The sequence below is a fragment of the Vibrio sp. KMM 9700 genome (assembly GCF_058545285.1).
Genome location: NZ_CM178589.1, coordinates 1,492,650 through 1,510,788, shown reverse-complemented (window position 1 = coordinate 1,510,788; position 18,139 = coordinate 1,492,650). Strand labels below are relative to the sequence as shown.

General features: G+C 41.3%; 17 protein-coding genes. 7 read left to right on the top strand and 10 right to left on the bottom strand.

Going from position 1 to position 18,139, the window contains the following annotated elements:
- Positions 1-3 precede the first annotated feature (3 nt).
- From atpH to mioC, 10 genes are all read right to left on the bottom strand, one after another.
- Complete coding sequence (gene atpH / locus AC2VOY_RS06750) at positions 4-534, bottom strand: F0F1 ATP synthase subunit delta (protein ID WP_491830522.1); 531 nt, start codon at positions 532-534, stop codon at positions 4-6.
- A gap of 15 nt (positions 535-549) precedes the next feature.
- Positions 550-1,020, bottom strand: coding sequence for a F0F1 ATP synthase subunit B (gene atpF / locus AC2VOY_RS06745; protein ID WP_491830521.1), 471 nt, complete (start codon positions 1,018-1,020; stop codon positions 550-552).
- Between the two features lie 54 nt (positions 1,021-1,074).
- A complete protein-coding gene (gene atpE, locus AC2VOY_RS06740; RefSeq protein WP_491830520.1) occupies positions 1,075-1,317 on the bottom strand; it encodes a F0F1 ATP synthase subunit C in 243 nt (80 codons plus the stop codon).
- Between the two features lie 89 nt (positions 1,318-1,406).
- Positions 1,407-2,186, bottom strand: a complete 780-nt coding sequence (gene atpB, locus AC2VOY_RS06735) for a F0F1 ATP synthase subunit A (RefSeq protein WP_491830519.1) — start codon at positions 2,184-2,186, stop codon at positions 1,407-1,409.
- 11 nt (positions 2,187-2,197) lie between these two features.
- Positions 2,198-2,545 carry an ATP synthase subunit I gene (locus AC2VOY_RS06730; protein WP_491830518.1) on the bottom strand — a complete coding sequence of 116 codons (348 nt, stop codon included), beginning with the start codon at positions 2,543-2,545 and terminating at the stop codon, positions 2,198-2,200.
- A gap of 151 nt (positions 2,546-2,696) precedes the next feature.
- A complete protein-coding gene (locus tag AC2VOY_RS06725; RefSeq protein WP_491830516.1) occupies positions 2,697-3,641 on the bottom strand; it encodes a ParB/RepB/Spo0J family partition protein in 945 nt (314 codons plus the stop codon).
- A gap of 38 nt (positions 3,642-3,679) precedes the next feature.
- Positions 3,680-4,465, bottom strand: coding sequence for a ParA family protein (locus AC2VOY_RS06720; RefSeq protein WP_491830515.1), 786 nt, complete (start codon positions 4,463-4,465; stop codon positions 3,680-3,682).
- Positions 4,466-4,479: 14 nt separating this feature from the next.
- The gene (rsmG, locus tag AC2VOY_RS06715; protein WP_491830514.1) at positions 4,480-5,124 is read right to left on the bottom strand and encodes a 16S rRNA (guanine(527)-N(7))-methyltransferase RsmG; all 645 of its coding nucleotides are present in this window, start codon (positions 5,122-5,124) and stop codon (positions 4,480-4,482) included.
- Complete coding sequence (gene mnmG, locus AC2VOY_RS06710; RefSeq protein WP_491830513.1) at positions 5,117-7,018, bottom strand: tRNA uridine-5-carboxymethylaminomethyl(34) synthesis enzyme MnmG; 1,902 nt, start codon at positions 7,016-7,018, stop codon at positions 5,117-5,119. The genes rsmG and mnmG overlap by 8 nt, the downstream gene beginning before the upstream one ends.
- A gap of 590 nt (positions 7,019-7,608) precedes the next feature.
- The gene (gene mioC, locus AC2VOY_RS06705; RefSeq protein ID WP_491830511.1) at positions 7,609-8,046 is read right to left on the bottom strand and encodes an FMN-binding protein MioC; all 438 of its coding nucleotides are present in this window, start codon (positions 8,044-8,046) and stop codon (positions 7,609-7,611) included.
- A gap of 283 nt (positions 8,047-8,329) precedes the next feature.
- Here mioC and glmU point away from each other — a divergent pair, with 283 nt between their 5' ends.
- The 7 genes from glmU to AC2VOY_RS06670 all read left to right on the top strand — a co-directional run bounded on the left by glmU (position 8,330) and on the right by AC2VOY_RS06670 (position 18,122).
- Positions 8,330-9,691 (top strand): bifunctional UDP-N-acetylglucosamine diphosphorylase/glucosamine-1-phosphate N-acetyltransferase GlmU, encoded by a 1,362-nt coding sequence (gene glmU / locus AC2VOY_RS06700; protein ID WP_491830510.1) that lies wholly within the window; start codon positions 8,330-8,332, stop codon positions 9,689-9,691.
- A gap of 351 nt (positions 9,692-10,042) precedes the next feature.
- On the top strand, positions 10,043-11,266 hold the full coding sequence (locus AC2VOY_RS06695) for an efflux RND transporter periplasmic adaptor subunit (protein ID WP_491830509.1): 1,224 nt from the start codon (positions 10,043-10,045) through the stop codon (positions 11,264-11,266).
- A gap of 3 nt (positions 11,267-11,269) precedes the next feature.
- Positions 11,270-14,413, top strand: a complete 3,144-nt coding sequence (locus AC2VOY_RS06690; protein ID WP_491830508.1) for an efflux RND transporter permease subunit — start codon at positions 11,270-11,272, stop codon at positions 14,411-14,413.
- Positions 14,414-14,528: 115 nt separating this feature from the next.
- Positions 14,529-14,798 carry a YihD family protein gene (locus tag AC2VOY_RS06685; protein WP_491830507.1) on the top strand — a complete coding sequence of 90 codons (270 nt, stop codon included), beginning with the start codon at positions 14,529-14,531 and terminating at the stop codon, positions 14,796-14,798.
- Positions 14,799-14,929: 131 nt separating this feature from the next.
- Complete coding sequence (gene ccoG, locus AC2VOY_RS06680; protein WP_491830506.1) at positions 14,930-16,348, top strand: cytochrome c oxidase accessory protein CcoG; 1,419 nt, start codon at positions 14,930-14,932, stop codon at positions 16,346-16,348.
- A 77-nt stretch (positions 16,349-16,425) separates the two neighbouring features.
- Positions 16,426-17,433, top strand: coding sequence for a serine/threonine protein kinase (locus AC2VOY_RS06675; RefSeq protein WP_491830505.1), 1,008 nt, complete (start codon positions 16,426-16,428; stop codon positions 17,431-17,433).
- A gap of 68 nt (positions 17,434-17,501) precedes the next feature.
- A complete protein-coding gene (locus AC2VOY_RS06670) occupies positions 17,502-18,122 on the top strand; it encodes a thiol:disulfide interchange protein DsbA/DsbL (protein ID WP_491830504.1) in 621 nt (206 codons plus the stop codon).
- The last annotated feature ends 17 nt before the right edge of the window (positions 18,123-18,139 follow it).

The window sequence follows — 18,139 nt, the reverse complement described above, 5'->3', positions numbered from 1 at the left end:
CCATTAAGACTTTAATGTATCGCTTAGGCGGTTTAAACGGCCGCGCATAGAGTCGTCGATAATCAAGTCTCCGGCTCGAATAATAACTCCACTAAGTAGAGTCGCATCTACACTGCAATTCAGCTTCACTTTTCGGTCAAAGCGAGTCGCTAGTTTGCTACTGATTTTCTCTTGTTGCTCAGAGGTTAGCTCTTGCGCTGAAATCACTTCAACATCAATCACTTTCTCAAGCTCTTGGCGCATTTTCATAAACGCTTCAAGAATATCAGGTAGGGCCTTTAGGCGGCCATTTTGGGCTAAAACTTTAATGAAGTTCTTGCCGTACTCATCAAACTCGCTACAAACTGAAACAAATATGCTTGCCATTTTTTCCGGCGCATAGGATTGATTAAATAGACTAATCATTGTTTCATCGCTTGCAACAGCGGCTGCAAAAGTTAGCATTTCAGACCATTGGTCTAATGCGTTCTTCTCAACCGAAAACTCAAATGCTGCTTTAGCATAGGGGCGTGCTATGGTAGTCAAATCAGACATGTGCTGCCCCTCTTGTTAAAGTTTTGCAGTAATATCATCAAGAATATCTTGGTGCGCTTTCTTATCGATAGAGCGCTCCAGAATTTTCTCTGCACCGGCGACAGCCAATACAGCCACTTGCTGACGAAGTTCATCACGAACACGATTACGTTCAGTTTCAATCTCTGCATGCGCTTGATCTAAGATCTTTTGGCGCTCTGCTTGAGCCTCAGTTTGAGCCTCGTCTAAGATTTGACCTTTACGTTTGTTCGCTGAATCAATAATTTCAGCGGCTGCTTGTTTCGCTTCTTTTAATTTATCAGAAGCGTTTGCTTGTGCCAGGTTTAAGTCTTTAGCTGCGCGGTCAGCGGCTGCTAAACCATCAGAAATATCTTTCTGACGTTTCTCGATTGCTGCCATTAGTGGCGGCCATACATACTTCATGCAGAACCACACAAATAGCACAAACGATATCGCTTGACCTAACAGAGTTGCGTTCATATTCACCGCACACTCTCCTTTGTTTGCTAATTAAAAACCAATACTGAAGTAAGTAATAACTTACCCAGCCACCGCAAACATCACATACAAGCCTAAACCTACGGCGATCATAGGGATCGCATCCACAAGACCCATTACAATGAAGAATTGAGTACGTAGAAGAGGGATTAGATCAGGTTGGCGAGCTGCACCTTCTAGGAATTTACCACCTAGCATACCGATACCGATTGCGGCACCGATTGCTGCCAGACCCATCATAATAGCTGCAGCGATGTACAGCAGATCCATGTTTAAAGCTTCCATTGATAACTCCAATTTCTATCTAAGTTAATTATTTAAGTTTGCTAATATCATCTAAATGTTTGATTTTGAACACTTAGAAAATGATATGATTAATGCTCTTCCGATGCCTGAGATAGGTATACAATCGTCAGAATCATAAAGATAAATGCTTGTAGGGTAATAACCAAAATATGGAAAATTGCCCAAGGTAGCGAAAGTACCCATTGTGACCACCACGGTAGTAACGCTGCGATCAGAATGAAAATTAGCTCACCTGCATACATATTTCCGAACAAACGCAAGCCAAGTGAAACAGGTTTTGCAAGTAAAGTAACACCTTCTAGCACTAGGTTGATCGGAATGAACGCCCAGTGGTTGAAAGGTTGCAAACCTAATTCTTTAGCAAAGCCTTTGATCCCTTTAATCTTGATGCTGTAATACAAGATCAAGATAAATACGCCAATTGCCATCGACAATGTAATACTTACATCAGCCGTTGGAACCGCACGTAAATGGGTAATACCAAGACCTGCCGCAGCTGCGGGTAGGAAATCAACAGGAATTAAATCCATTAAGTTCATTAGGAAAACCCATCCGAAGACAGTTAACGCTAATGGAGCAACTAATGCATTTTTCCCATGAAAAATATCTTTAACAGAGGCATCAACAAATTCCACGACCAATTCAACAAAACACTGGAACTTCCCTGGAACACCGCTAGTTGCAGTTGTTGCAACGCGATAAAGACCCCACATCATCAATGCACCAAGTGCAAATGAAATGACGAGTGAGTCAATATTAAATGTCCAAAAACCGGAACCTGCAGAAAGGTTTGTTAAATGGTGTGAGATATAAGCCTGAGGAGTCAGAGCTTCACCTGTACCAGCCATTAGATATCCTATCAGTTACGTTTATTAATACCAAATGACAACATGCATTGCACGGCATAAGCTGCGATATAGCCTAAAAAGAATGTTAGCAAATGTACTTGTTTGAATTTAAAGATATAAACAAACAAAGCCACGCTTACTAGCAACTTATAGACAAAGCCGATATAAGCTTTCATCACTACTTTTGCAGCCGAATCAGCGCCAGGTTTATTTAAATACAAACCTACCAGCCAATTGGGCAGGCAATACACCATCCCCCCGAAGATAACAGACCAAGCTGCTACTTCATTGTCCACATGCAACATCACAAAGCTAAGCAAAGCTATGATCAAGCATTGAGATAAACCAATCTTTAACAACTTTATTACCTAATACTTATATAGCTTTCAAGCTAGTTACACGTGCAACACATACTACACTTTTGTCTAAGCAAAATGCTAGAGCAGAAAAGATGTAATACGATCCTTTTTCATAATCTGCTAGTTGTTTTGCGATATTAAGACACCAGAGTTAATTTTTACTCAGTTTTGTGTTAAGCATCGCTTCAAGTTCTTGCAGATTATCAAAATCCATTGTCAGCTTAGTTTTACCGTTTTCTTGCTGACGAATCTTCACTTTCGCACCCAACATTTTAGTCAGTTTTTTCTCAAGTGACTCATGCTTAACCACTTTTGGTTTATGGTTAATTTCTGTTGGATTTTGTCGATTATGTACTAAAGTTTCAGTTTGGCGAACTGTCAACTGTTTAGCAATAACAATTTTTGCAATTTCAATTTGCTGTTCCGAAGTTAGAGAAACCAAGGCTCTAGCATGACCCATATCAATTTGGGCGGAAATTAAACATTTCTTCACATAGTCATCAAGTTGGTTTAAGCGAAGTAAATTAGTTACAGAAGAACGTGACATACCTACTAATTGTGCCACTTCTTGATGGGTTAATTCAAACTCATTTTTTATACTTAACAAAGAGTTAGATTGCTCGATTGGGTTTAAATCAGCACGCTGAATATTTTCAATTAACGCCATCGCAATCGCGGCTTTATTTTCAACACTTTTTACCAAGCAAGGAACATACTTCAAACCGGCCAATTTTGCTGCTCGAAAACGGCGTTCACCCGCGATAATTTCGTAACAAACTGTGTCAGAGTTTAAATTAGTCTGTCCTGAATCACAAGACAATGATTTTTCTATGGATTTTTTGTCTAATTTGCGAACGATAATTGGCTGAATAATCCCTTGCGAACGGATAGAATCCGCCAGCTCTTGCAGGGATTCTTCTTGCATATCGACACGTGGTTGATACTTTCCTGCTCGCAATTGGCTAATTTTTAGCTCGCATAACTCACCTTGCATCGACATCGCTTCGCTGTCAGCAATCGCTTGACGCTTTTCATTCGCACGCGAGCTGGTGGCAAGAAGTGCATCTAAACCTTTTCCTAAACCACGTTTTGACATCAAAAACTTTCCTTTTACTAAAGACTGATTCGAATAAATTAAGAGTCGGCAGCGATCAGCTCGTGCGCGAGCGCAACATAAGATTTAGAGCCTAATGCATACTTATCATAAAAAATTGCCGCAACCCCATGACTTGGCGCTTCAGCTAAACGAACATTACGAGGGATAACGGTGCGATAGAGTTTATCTTGAAAATGCGCTTTAAGTTGCTGTGATACCTCATTTGCGAGGCGATTACGCGCATCAAACATAGTGCGTAAAAGGCCTTCAATCTGCAACGATGGGTTCACCGCAGCCGCAAGCTTGTCTATGGTATCAATCAGCGCTGTTAGCCCTTCAAGTGCAAAGTATTCGCACTGCATTGGGATGATAACACTATCAGATGCAGATAATGCATTGACAGTTAAGAGGTTTAAAGCTGGAGGACAATCAATGAGAATATATTCATAATCATCAGAAATTGAACTAAGGGAGTTTTTAAGACGCATTTCACGGGCAAAAAATTCAGCAAGTTTGACTTCGGCTGCAGTCAGATCACCATTGGCTGGCAATAAACATAGGCGACCTGTAATTTGCTCTGGAAGATCTGGAGAAAGATCCAATATAACGTCTGTTGCGGGCATTTCATCAATCAATAAATCATAAGCAGACAAGTTTAAGTCATACTTATCAATGCCACAGGAAGTTGTCGCATTGCCTTGAGGGTCAAGATCAATAAGTAATACTCGCTTGCCTGCTTGTGCTAATGCAGCAGCAAGGTTAACACTCGTGGTCGTTTTACCAACCCCTCCCTTTTGATTGGCGATTGAAATAATCTTAGCCACGATAACTCTCCGTATTATTGAATGTTTTTCAATGTCACTAAATGACGATGGCCTTCTAATTCAGGGACGCTCAGCTGATCTATTTTCTCAACTGTAACCTTGTCTTTAATTTGCTCAAGCTCATCATCTGGGCGTAGACCTTTGAGCGCATAAAACACACCAGTTTGAGGCTTAGGCAAATGATGACACCAAGACACCATATCATCAATGGATGCAAATGCACGACTAATCACACCATCAAAACCGCCTTCAGGGTCGTATTCTTCAACACGACTTTGAACAGCTTCAACATTGTTAATTTTCAGCTCATGCAAAACTTGCTTGATAAAACGGATCCTTTTACCAAGACTATCTAAAAGTACAAACTTATACTCAGGGTTCATGATCGCAAGCGGGATCCCAGGAAGTCCAGGGCCAGTGCCGACATCAATAAAACGAGAGCCTTGTAAGTAAGGACTCACCACTATGCTATCTAAAATATGACGGACCAGCATTTGCATCGGATCGCGCACAGAAGTTAGATTATATGCTTTGTTCCACTTATCTAAAAGCATCACATAGCCAACAAGTTGTTGTTTTTGCACAGCGCTGACCTTGAGCTCAGTTTGCTCAAGAAGATTATCAAGTTTTTGCGCTAGTTTGCTTTGTAGATCAGACATTCGCAACTTCACCTTTCTTTAATTGGCCTGTTTTTTTCAAATGTACAAGCAAAATAGAAATCGCCGCAGGTGTGATGCCTGAAATACGTGACGCAATGCCAATCGTTTCAGGTTTTGCTTGATTTAGTTTAGAAACCACTTCATTTGAAAGACCTTTAACATCAGAGTAATCAAGCTCAAATGGTAATTTGGTATTTTCATGACGCAAAGATTTTTCGATTTCTTCTTTTTGACGCAGAATATAGCCTTCGTATTTGACTTGGATCTCAACTTGCTCAGCCGCTTGTGCATCTGTAAGCTCAGATTTAAATTGCTCTAATTGAACCAATTTATCATAAGTCATTTCAGGGCGACGTAAAAGATCTTCACCGCTCGCTTCACGTACTAATGGCGTTTTTAGCATAGCGTTGATCGCGTCAATATTGACTGATTTAGGATTGACCCAATTTTCTTTCAAACGTTGGCGTTCAAGCTCCATGTTTTCAACTTTTTGATTGAAACGAGCCCATCGCGCATCATCAACCAAACCAAGTTCACGACCTTTTGCGGTTAAACGTAAGTCTGCGTTATCTTCGCGTAGCAACAAGCGATATTCCGCGCGTGAAGTAAACATGCGATAAGGTTCTTTGGTTCCCATAGTGGAAAGATCGTCGATCAATACCCCCATATAAGCTTCATCACGACGTGGATTCCAGCCTTCTTTTTCTTGGGTATATAAACTCGCGTTTAAGCCTGCCATCAAACCTTGCGCTGCCGCTTCTTCATAGCCAGTCGTACCGTTAATTTGACCCGCAAAGAACAAACCATCGATAAATTTAGTTTCATAGGTTTGTTTTAAATCACGCGGATCAAAGAAATCATACTCTATCGCATAACCAGGACGCATAATTTGCGCATTTTCAAAGCCATTCATTGATTGCACAATTTTTACTTGTACATCAAAAGGTAAACTGGTTGAAATGCCATTTGGATAAAGCTCATGCGTGGTTAAACCTTCTGGCTCAATGAAGATCTGATGGCTGTTTTTATCTGCAAAACGCATGATCTTATCTTCGATCGACGGACAATAGCGCGGCCCTGTACCTTCGATTACGCCAGAATACATAGGGCTACGATCAAGGTTATTACGGATCACATCATGCGTTTTTTCATTGGTATGGGTGATAAAACAAGGTATTTGTCTTGGCTGCTCAGAGCGATTACCCATAAATGAAAATACAGGTGTAGGATCATCACCAAATTGTTTTTCAAGCGATTCAAGATCAACGGTACGCGCATCGATACGTGGTGGTGTACCTGTTTTTAAGCGATCAACACGAAATGGTAAATCACGTAAGCGATCAGCCAAAGCGATCGATGGGGGATCCCCTGCGCGACCGCCTGAAAAGTTTTCAAGACCGATGTGGATCTTGCCGCCAAGGAAGGTTCCGACGGTCAGGACCACAGCTTTGGCTTTAAATTTTAGACCCATTTGGGTCACAACGCCGCAAGCCTTGTCATTTTCAACTATTAAATCATCAACTGATTGCTGAAAAAGAGTTAAATTAGGTTGATTTTCAAGAGCATAGCGAATTGCAGCTTTGTACAAAGCACGATCAGCTTGCGCACGTGTGGCACGCACTGCAGGTCCTTTTGAAGCATTTAAAGTTCGAAATTGAATTCCTGATTTATCAATAGCTTGTGCCATGATTCCGCCAAGTGTATCAACTTCTTTAACTAGGTGACCTTTGCCGATCCCACCAATTGCTGGGTTACATGACATCTGTCCTAGGGTATCAATATTATGGGTCAGAAGTAGGGTTTTTTGCCCTGTTCTTGCTGATGCTAGTGCAGCTTCCGTTCCAGCATGACCACCACCTACGACGATGACGTCAAAGTTTTCGTGATAAAACATGACAGACCTCAAGAGTTCAATTTAGTACATATTCCTCATGCAAATTATGGATCAAATGATTCAAAAATGAGCAGGAGTGAAGAAAAGGAGCGTTATTCTACCTTGTTTCAAAGGCTCTGAGAAATGATTTATTGCTTTTAATTTAACACCCTGGCTTCCATAATATTTATAAGATCTTTATATAGATCTTTTTTATTATTACTACTATTAGGGAAGCAGGATCTTGTGGATAAGGGATAAATGATCCTAAAGATCATAGAGTTTAGAGCGATCAATTCTTGTGATCTAGCTTGGATCAAGTCAGGTAGAAGCTGGGATCAAAATGCCTACTTATACACAGATCATTTAATTAACAAAGTTATTCAGTGGATAAACATGCTAAGATCACAGGGTAAAAGGTTACTTATACACAGCTCGATTGCTTGTTTTTTGTTCAGTCTAAGTCGTTTTTTTCTATTTTTATTTCAATCTATACTCAAAATCAGCCAAAACTTAGCCATAAAACAAGTCTATTTGTTGATGATCATCTGACGTTTTACGGTTACTGCTATTATTTTGAGTATAGATGGAAGAAATTTACTGAAGATCTTCTATTTAAAGCTCTCTATATGTTGCGTGAGCCAATCTTGGGCTGCATCTTCTGGCACACTTTGCGCAAGAATGTCTATTTCTAAGTGCTCACACAACTCAGTCGCACCTATATCAAGTAATGTTTCCCTTGCATCACGTCCAGCGCCACAAAAAGTATCATAACTCGAGTCACCAATCGCAATTACAGCAAAACGCACATCACTCATTTTAGGTGGCGTATCTTTTAAGCTCTGGATAAAAGGTGCAATGCTATCTGGATAGTCCCCTGCGCCATGGGTTGAGGTAATGATCAGCCAGATACCTTGGGCTGGAACATTGTCTAAGTTAGCAAAGTTATGGATATTGGTTTCAATCCCTTCTTTATTTAGTAATTCACTAAGATGATCGCCTACATATTCCGCTCCACCTAGCGTGCTACCTGTGATGATCTCTACCATATTCAATTCCCTAATAAAATGTGAGTAATGTGTGCTTATCTTTAAGATCTTGTCTGATTGTAAAACTTTTCCACTTTGGATAAAAGCTGAATAAGCTGCTGATAAGATTTTTAAGATCTTTAAAACTATAAGATCTTTATTTGTTTTTAGATCTTGGATAAATGATCAAGTTACACACAAGTTTAAGCAGCATGAAAATGTGGAAAATGTTAAACTAAACGAATTAATCGTCTCATATCGTTTGGGATATAAAGCTTATCTTCACTTATAAAGGATGAATCAAATGAAATTCAGCGCTGTGATCCTTGCTGCGGGTAAAGGCACTCGTATGTACTCTCAAAAACCTAAGGTTTTGCACACATTGGCAGGACGTCCGATGGCAAAGCATGTGATTGATACTTGCCAAGGTCTTGATGTGGCAAATATCCATCTTGTTTACGGCCACGGTGGTGAACAAATGAAGCAAACTTTAGGCAATGAAGCAGTGAATTGGGTTTTACAAGCTGAGCAACTCGGCACAGGCCATGCGGTTGCACAAGCGGCAAGTGAATTTGCAGATGATGAAAAAGTATTGGTTCTTTATGGTGACGTGCCACTGATTAGTGCGCAAACACTTGAAGCATTACTTGAGGCTCAGCCTGAAGGCGGAATTGGTCTATTAACAGTTGTGTTAGATAATCCAACAGGTTACGGACGTATTATTCGTGAAAATGATTCAGTGGTTGCGATTGTTGAACAAAAAGATGCAACCCCAGAGCAGCTAAAGGTTTGTGAAGTGAATACTGGTGTTATGGTTGCAACGGGTGTTGATTTCAAACGTTGGCTTGCAGGTTTAGATAATAACAATGCCCAAGGTGAGTATTATCTAACGGATGTGATTGCCAGTGCGCACAAAGAAGGTCGCACTATTACTGCTGTTCACCCTGTTTCACCAATTGAAGTTGAAGGGGTTAATGATCGCGTTCAGCTTGCTAAATTGGAACGTGCTTTTCAAGCGATGCAAGCGGATGAGTTGTTACGTCAAGGCGTGATGCTGCGCGATCCAAGTCGTTTTGATCTTCGCGGCACGCTTCAAGTTGGTCAAGATGTTGAAATTGATCCGAATGTGATCATTGAAGGCGATGTGACGTTAGGAGCAAATGTACAAATTGGCGCAGGTTGTGTGCTGAAAAACTGTGAAATTGATGACAATACTATTGTTCGTCCGTATTCAATTATTGAAGATGCAACCGTTGGTGAAGATTGCACCGTTGGGCCATATGCGCGTTTACGCCCTGGTGCTGAGCTGAAAAATGATGCTCACGTGGGTAACTTTGTAGAAGTTAAAAAAGCAGTGATTGGCAGTGGTTCAAAAGCCAACCACTTAACTTATGTTGGTGATGCAACAATAGGTGAGCGCGTGAATCTTGGTGCTGGCACTATTACTTGTAACTATGATGGTGCGAATAAGCATCAAACCATTATTGAAGATGATGTGTTTGTTGGCTCTGATACCCAATTGGTTGCCCCTGTTAAAATTGCCAAAGGCGTAACTATCGGTGCAGGCTCAACCATTACGCGTGATGTAAATAATGAAAATGCTCTTGTGATCACTCGCACCCCTGCACGTACTATTGAAAATTGGCAGCGCCCTGTCAAAAAATAGTCACCTCTCTTGTATAGTCTTATAACCGTCAGCGGGATGTTGACGGTTTTTTTACTTAAAACCCTCCCATGATTGTCAAATTAGCCTAAGTTTATAAATGTAAAGTTGAGTAAAAATCTGAACTAGGTGGTTTAAATTGTTTCTGATTATTAATCATTTTAAGTCTTAAGTAACTTACTTGAGTTTATGTATATATATGAAATAATTCACTTTAATTATTATTTGAATCTTTTCTCCTAATTGGCTGTCACATTTTATGGTCAATCTAGTGAGCTTGTTATAAATATTACCCAAATGTATAGTATTTTTTTGTTTCTTAAATGTTAGGGAATGTCATTTTTAGGAATTCTTATGTCATCATCGAAAGTTCTTCAGCCTTTATTTATTGCGTGTTTAATTGGATCACTTATAGGTTTAAGTGGTTGTGATCAAACCGATACCCCAGCCGCTCAGCAGCAAGCTGCGCAAGCGCTCCCTGTCAAGGTGAGTGAAATGCAACCCCAATCGATTTATTTATCGAATGATTTACCTGGACGTGTGACGCCTTATCGTCTTGCTCAAGTACGTCCACAAGTCAGTGGGATCGTTCGAGAGCGTCTTTTTGAAGAAGGTAGTGATGTTGAAAAAGGTGACGTGCTCTATCAAATCGAACCTTCTACTTACCAAGCTGCGGTAAATAACGCTAAAGCACAATTAGCCAAAGCGCAGGCTGATGAGGCGTTAGCGCGTAAAACTAAGAATCGTTATGCGACTTTGGTTACGCGTAAGGTATTGAGTCAACAAGAATTTGATAATGCGCAAGGTGAATGGCAACAAGCTGTCGCTGCAGTCAAGGTTGCGCAAGCGACACTTGAAGCTGCGCAAATCGACTTAAATTATACTAAGGTGCGCGCACCGATTTCTGGCCGTATTGGGATTTCACAAATCACTGAAGGTGCGTTAGTGACTAATGGCCAAGCAAACTACCTCACTACCATTCAGCAGCTTGATCCTATTTATGTTGATATGACGCAAGCATCGAATCAAATGTCCGGGATCTTAATTGATCAAAACAATGCCCCAAGCGTGAGCGTTAAATTAAGTAACGGCAAAGATTATGAGCATCAAGGTAAGATTGCTTTCTCTGATATTTCGGTCGACCAAACAACTGGCAGCCAAACCATTCGCGCCTTAATGCCAAACCCTGAACATAAGCTATTGCCTGGAATGTATGTGCGCGCTAAGTTTGATAATACTCAAGCATTACAAGCCTTCTTGATTCCGCAAGAAAGTGTGCAACGTGACACTTTAGGCAAAGCCTTTGTTTATCTAGTTGATAACAATAACAAAGTTGTTAAAAAATCGGTTGAACTTGGCGAGCAATATAATCAAGATTGGATTGTCTTATCTGGTTTAGAGCAAGGAGATAAGGTGATTCGCTCAAACCTTCTAAAAGTGAAGCCTGATATGATGGTCAAAGCTGAAGTTGTGTCAGAGAATGCAGCAAAAGAGAAGACGACAGCTGAGGCGACGACTGGAAGCTCTGAGTCAGCAGCTCCACAAGCTGATACTCCAGCTCAACAAGTCGAGGGCTAAATTATGGCGGGATTTTTTATTCAACGCCCAATATTTGCTTGGGTTATCTCTATTATTATTATGCTAGCTGGCGGGCTTGCGATCACGCAATTACCCGTAGCCCAGTACCCGACTATCGCACCACCTTCGATAACTGTCTCGGCAAACTATCCAGGTGCATCAGCGAAAACAGTTGAAGATAGTGTCGTGCAGGTTATCGAGCAAAGCATGACGGGCTTAGATAATCTTTTATATATGTCTTCGACTAGTGATTCATCTGGTAGCGCATCTACCACCTTGACCTTTGAGGCAGGTACAGATGCAGATATAGCTCAAGTTCAGGTGCAAAATAACCTGCAACGTGCAACCAGTCAGTTGCCAACAGAAGTGCAGCAACAAGGGATCAACGTGCGTAAGTCCTCTTCTGGATTTATGTCGGTATTTGCCTTTGTTTCAACTGATGGCAGCATGACCTCACAAGACATCCAAGATTATGTCGGTTCACACCTTGAAGAGCCTATTAGCCGTGTGAATGGGGTTGGTGATGTGCGCGTGTTTGGTAGTCAGTATGCAATGCGTATTTGGCTTGATCCAAATAAGTTGTATAGCTTTCAGATGACGCCAACCGATGTTGTGGCGGCGATTAAATCACAGAACACCCAAGTGACCGTCGGCCAAATTGGTGGCGCGCCTTCACTAAAAGGCCAAGTGATTAACGCTACCATCACGGCGCGTAACCGCCTTGAAACAGTGAAAGAATTTGAAAATATCTTGCTGCGCGTGAATCAAGATGGTTCACAAGTGAGAGTGAAGGATATTGCTAAAGTCGAACTTGGTGGTGAAAGCTATAGCGTGATCCCTCGTTATAATGGTAATCCATCCTCTGGTATCGCGGTGCAACTGGCAACGGGCGCGAATGCGATTGAAACCCAAGCACGGGTTCAGGCGCGTCTAGATGAGCTGGCAGTTAACTTCCCACAAGGGTTAGAAATGCGCAAAGCTATGGATACGACGCCTTTTATCCAGCTTTCGATTGAAGAAGTGGTCAAGACTTTGTTTGAAGCCATCATTTTGGTTTTCTTGGTTATGTATCTCTTCTTACAAAACTTCCGCGCCACTTTGATTCCAACTATCGCTGTACCTGTTGTGTTACTTGGTACCTTTGGGGTGCTTGCTGCGATGGGCTTTTCGATTAATACCTTAACCATGTTTGCGATGGTATTGGCGATTGGCTTGTTGGTGGATGATGCGATCGTGGTGGTTGAAAACGTTGAGCGTGTGATGAGCGAAGAAGGTTTACAGCCAAAAGAAGCTACGCAAAAATCAATGAAACAAATCACTGGCGCTTTGGTCGGGATTGCGATGGTGTTGTCCGCTGTATTTGTACCTATGGCCTTTATCTCTGGCTCAACCGGTGCGATTTACCGACAGTTCTCACTTACGATTGTATCGGCAATGGTATTGTCTGTAGTTGTGGCGATGATTTTAACCCCAGCACTTTGCGCGACTATGCTTAAACCTATTCCAAAAGGTGGGCATAAAGCGAAAGGATTTTTTGCTTGGTTTAATAAAAAATTCGACGCCATGACAAACGGTTATAAAACAGGTGTGGCAGGCATGGTCAAACGCATTGCGCGTTCTATGCTGGTCTACATTCTGATGCTTCCTTTGTTGTTTGTGTTATTTAAAAATATTCCAGCCTCTTTCTTGCCTGAAGAAGATCAAGGTAACTTTATGTTGATCGTTCAGTTGCCAACCGGCGCGACCCTTGAGCGCACCCAAGAGGTGATGGATGAGGTGGCTGATTACTTTAAAAATGAGTCAAATGTTGATGGTTACTTTACTGTCTCCGGCTTTAGCTTTGCTGGTCAAGGTCAAAATGCAGGGATGTCTTTTATTAACTTAAAAGATTGGTCACTACGAACCAACCCAGATCAATCTGTCGATGCGATTATCGGGCGAGCGAATAAGTACTTTTCTGCCAATGATAAAGCGGTGATCTTTGCCGTTAACCCGCCTCCGATTCGCGAGCTAGGTCAAGCGACAGGTTTTGATTTTTACTTACAAGATAATGCCGGACTTGGACATGAAGCTTTGCTTGCGGCGCGCAACCAGTTACTTGGAATGGCGGCGCAATCACCTATCTTGCAAAAAGTACGTCCAAATGGCTTGGAAGATAACCCGCAATTTTTCATCGATTTAGATTATGAAAAAGCCAAAGCTTTAGGTATTTCGATTGATGATGTGAACCAAACCTTATCTGTGGCGTGGGGCTCGGCTTATGTGAATGATTTCATTGATAGAGGCCGTGTGAAGAAGGTTTATATCCAAGGGGATACGCCATACCGTATGAACCCTGAAGATCTTAAATCTTGGTATGTACGTAACGACACAGGCAAAATGGTACCTTTTGAAGCCTTTAGTACAATGCGTTGGGGTTATGGCTCACCTCAGTTAAGCCGTTATAATGGTAGCTCTGCGTTTGAAGTGCTAGGTGAGGCTGCGCCGGGTTATAGTACCGGGGATGCGATGGATGAAATCGAGAAGATTGCGCAGCAATTACCACAAGGTATCGGCGTGAGTTGGACGGGAACATCTTATCAAGAAAGACAAGCAGGCTCGCAAGCGCCTATGCTTTATGCTTTGTCTATGCTGGTGGTTTTCCTATGTTTGGCTGCACTTTATGAAAGTTGGACGATTCCTGCATCGGTTATCTTGGTTGTGCCGCTGGGGGTACTTGGTGCGTTAACTGCGACCTATTGGCGTGGTTTGGAAAATGATGTGTACTTCCAAGTTGGTCTGTTAACAACCATAGGTTTATCAGCTAAGAATGCTATTTTGATCGTCGAGTTTGCCAAAGAGCTTTATGATCAAGGCCATTCATTGGTTGAAGCCACAGTTGAAGCTTGTCGTATGCGCTTGCGTCCAATCATTATGACCTCGCTTGCCTTTGTTTTAGGGGTAACACCGCTTGTGATTAGCTCTGGCGCTGGTGCCAATGCACGCCATGCAATCGGTACTTCTGTAATGGGCGGGATGATCTCAGCAACTGTCCTCGCTATTTTCTTTGTGCCTGTGTTCTTTGTGCTTATTATGTCGTTATTTACTAAGAAGAAAAAAGAGCAGCAGCAAGCACAAATTGCAGAGGTTGAAGCTAATATTGATTAAACCCATTTAGAGGGGGATTTAATTCCCCTTAAAATAGTGTTGGATAAAGTCTATATTGTTATGGTTAAGTCGTTTAAGATAATGGCTTAACCATTTTTTATGCTTGGAGAAAACTATGAAATGCCACCGCTTAAATGAAGTGATTGAACTTCTGCAACCACATTGGCAGCAAGAACCCGATCTTAACTTAATGCAGTTTATTGTTAAATTAGCCCAAGAAGCAGGTTATGAAGGCAAGCTTGAAGATCTCACTGATGATGTTTTAATTTATCATCTTAAAATGCGTAATAGTGGTAAAGATGAAATGATCCCTGGCCTTGCGAAAGACCAAGAAGATGATTTTAAAACCGCATTATTACGTGCACGTGGCATTTTAAAAGACTAAATCTAATTGATTAGACTTAAGTATTTGACCTAAGCTGGATCTTGTAAGCAAGGTGATATAAACCCTTTTGCGCAAAAGGTATACTCATTAGCAAAAATACCTTGTCGCAAGGAAGAGCTAAGGAAGTAGCCATGACTCAAGAGAAGCAAAGTGCGCAGCATACGGATCCGCAAAAAATAAGCATTAAAGAAATTCCAGCCAAAACCAATCGCGCTCACAATGGGCGTATTTATGTGCGCAAAAGCAAAGGTAAATTCCAAGCTTTACGTCGTTACGGTGGCTGGTTTTTAATGCTTTTATTTATTCTTGTACCTTGGATTAACTATCAAGGTCATCAGGCCATTTTGCTCGATATTGGCCATCAACAATTTAATTTTGTCGGCACCACCTTATACCCTCAAGATCTTACTTTACTTGCCATTCTTTTTATATTTGCCGCTTTTGCACTCTTCTTTATTACCACATTTCTTGGACGTGTTTGGTGTGGTTATTTGTGTCCACAAACTGTCTGGACCTTTATTTATATCTGGTTTGAAGAAAAGTTAGAAGGCCCTGCAAACAAGCGTCGCAAGCAAGATCAAGGCAAAGTTTCCACGCAGCTTATCTGGCGTAAGGGCTTAAAGCATTTCGCTTGGTGGACGATTGCTTCACTTACAGGGCTTACTTTTGTCGGTTACTTCTTACCTGTGCGTGAGCTCTTCGTTGACTTCTTTAGTTTAAATATTTCTTTTTGGCCGGGATTCTGGGTCTTTTTCTTCGCGATTTGTACTTATGTCAATGCAGGTTTTATGCGCTCAATTGTATGTTTGCATATGTGTCCTTATGCGCGTTTTCAGTCTGCAATGTTTGATCGCGATACCTTTATCGTTGGTTATGATAGTGGGCGCGGAGAAGTCCGTGGACCGCGTTCGCGCAAGGCTGACCACAAAGCACTAGGTTTAGGCGACTGCATTGATTGTGACTTATGTGTGCAGGTGTGCCCAACAGGTATTGATATACGAAATGGACTGCAATATGAATGTATTAACTGCGGTGCTTGTATTGATGCCTGTGATGCCACCATGGCGCGCATGGGGTATCCTAAAGGCTTGATTAGTTATACGACTGAAAACAAACTTCAGCATAAGCAAACCAAAGTCCTGCGTCCTAAATTAATTGGTTATGGGGTTATGATGCTGATCATGTGCGGCATTTTCTGGCAGCAACTAGAAAGTGTCTCACCGGCTGGTTTAAGCGTCATCCGCGATCGCGCGCAGTTGTCTCGTGTTGATAGCCAAGGCTGGATAGAAAATACATATCTGCTTAAAGTGATGAATAAAACCCAGCAAAGTCAGACTTATAAGATTGAAACCCAAGGCTTAAATGGGCCAAAATGGTACGGCAAACAAAGCGTGCAAGTTGCTCCCGGTGAGGTCTATAGTTTGCCTGTGAGTATAGCGGTTGACCCAAATCAGCTTCAGTCACCTATCAGTACTTTTAAGTTTATTTTAAAGGCGGATTCTGGTTTTGAATTAGCTGTTGAGAGCCGTTTTATTAAGCCACTTAAATAAGAGTCAGCAGCGACTCTATAATGAAGAGTATGGCCTTCTTATGCTAAGATTTGCGCAGATACTTAAAAGGATAAATTATGCCAACTCACTCGCAAGCAATTTCAGAGGCAAAGTTTCACTTTGAAAAGCTAACCCCAGATTTTATTTGGTATGCATTAGAAAGCATTGGCGTACGCGCTGAATCTGGTTTTATGCCTTTAAATAGTTATGAAAACCGAGTTTATCAATTTATTGATGAAGACAAAAAGCGCTATGTGGTAAAGTTTTATCGCCCACAACGCTGGACTTTAGAACAAATTCTTGAAGAACATAACTTTGCTGTTGAGCTTGTTGAGAATGATATTCCTGTTGCCTCAGCAGTGGAGATCTCAGGGCAACGAGTGCATCAATATCAAGGTTATATTTTTGCCCTTTTTCCAAGTTTAGGTGGGCGCGAGTTTGAACTGGATAATCTTGATCAGCTCGAAGCTGTTGGACGTTATTTAGGCCGCTTACATCAAGTTGGAAGCTTGCAAAAATTTGCTCATCGACCGACATTAGGCTTAGATGAGTATGTCTATCAGCCGCGAAAATTACTCGAAAATAATCAATTTATCCCTGATTATCTACAAAATAGCTTTTTCAGTGATTTGGATGTTTTAATCCAAACTCTGGAAGAAAATTGGAATCATAAGTTTAAATCGATACGTTTACATGGGGATTGCCATGCAGGGAATATCTTGTGGCGTGACGGGCCTTTATTTGTCGATCTTGATGATTCACGAATGGGACCTGCTGTGCAAGATCTTTGGATGCTGTTAAGTGGCGAACGTGCTGAGAAGATCATGCAATTAGATATGATCTTAGAGGCTTACACAGAAATTAACACTTTTGATCAAAGCCAGTTGAAACTAATTGAGCCACTTCGGGGTCTGAGAATGGTGCACTATATGGCATGGCTTGCAAAAAGATGGCAAGATCCAGCTTTCCCGATTGCATTTCCTTGGTTTAATGAGCCAAAATACTGGGAAAATCAAGTATTAGGCTTTAAAGAGCAAATTGCAGCTATGCATGATGCGCCATTATCATTGCATCCTCAATGGTAAGACATTCAAGAAAGAAAATAATAGACTTAAATCAGTCACAATCTGAACACAAAATGGAGCTTCGTTTAATGAAAAAGTTATTTACCCTTGTTACTGCTATGCTGCTGAGCTTTAGCGCAATTTTACCTATTGCTGCGCATGCAGAGCGTTTTGCTGAAGGTGAGTATTATCAAGTCTTACCAACAGAGAAAACTAGCAGCCCAACAGTGACAGAGTTTTTCTCTTTTTACTGCCCACACTGTCATGCGTTTGAGCCAATTATTGGTGATTTAAAAGCCCATATCGATGGTAAAGCTGAGTTTAGAAAGAGCCCTGTTTCTTTCATGGGCGGTCCTGTAATGGGCGAAGCGATGAGCAAAGGCTATGCAACTATGGTTTCTCTTGGCGTTGAAGATAAACTAGTCCCTGTGATGTTTGATCGCATTCATAACAAACAACAACCACCAAAAGATGAAGCAGAACTTCGTCAAATCTTCCTAGATAACGGCGTAAGCGCTGAAGATTTTGACGGTGCATATGGCAGCTTCGCGGTTGACTCTATGGTACGTCGTTTTGATAAAGCATTTAAAGATAGTGGTTTAACTGGTGTTCCTGCAGTTGTGATTAATGGTAAATATCTAGTTAAGTCAGATAAAATCACAACCAAAGAAGAGTACTTTGAGCTTGTTGATGAGCTATTAAAAAAATAGTTAAATCTGAGATTTAA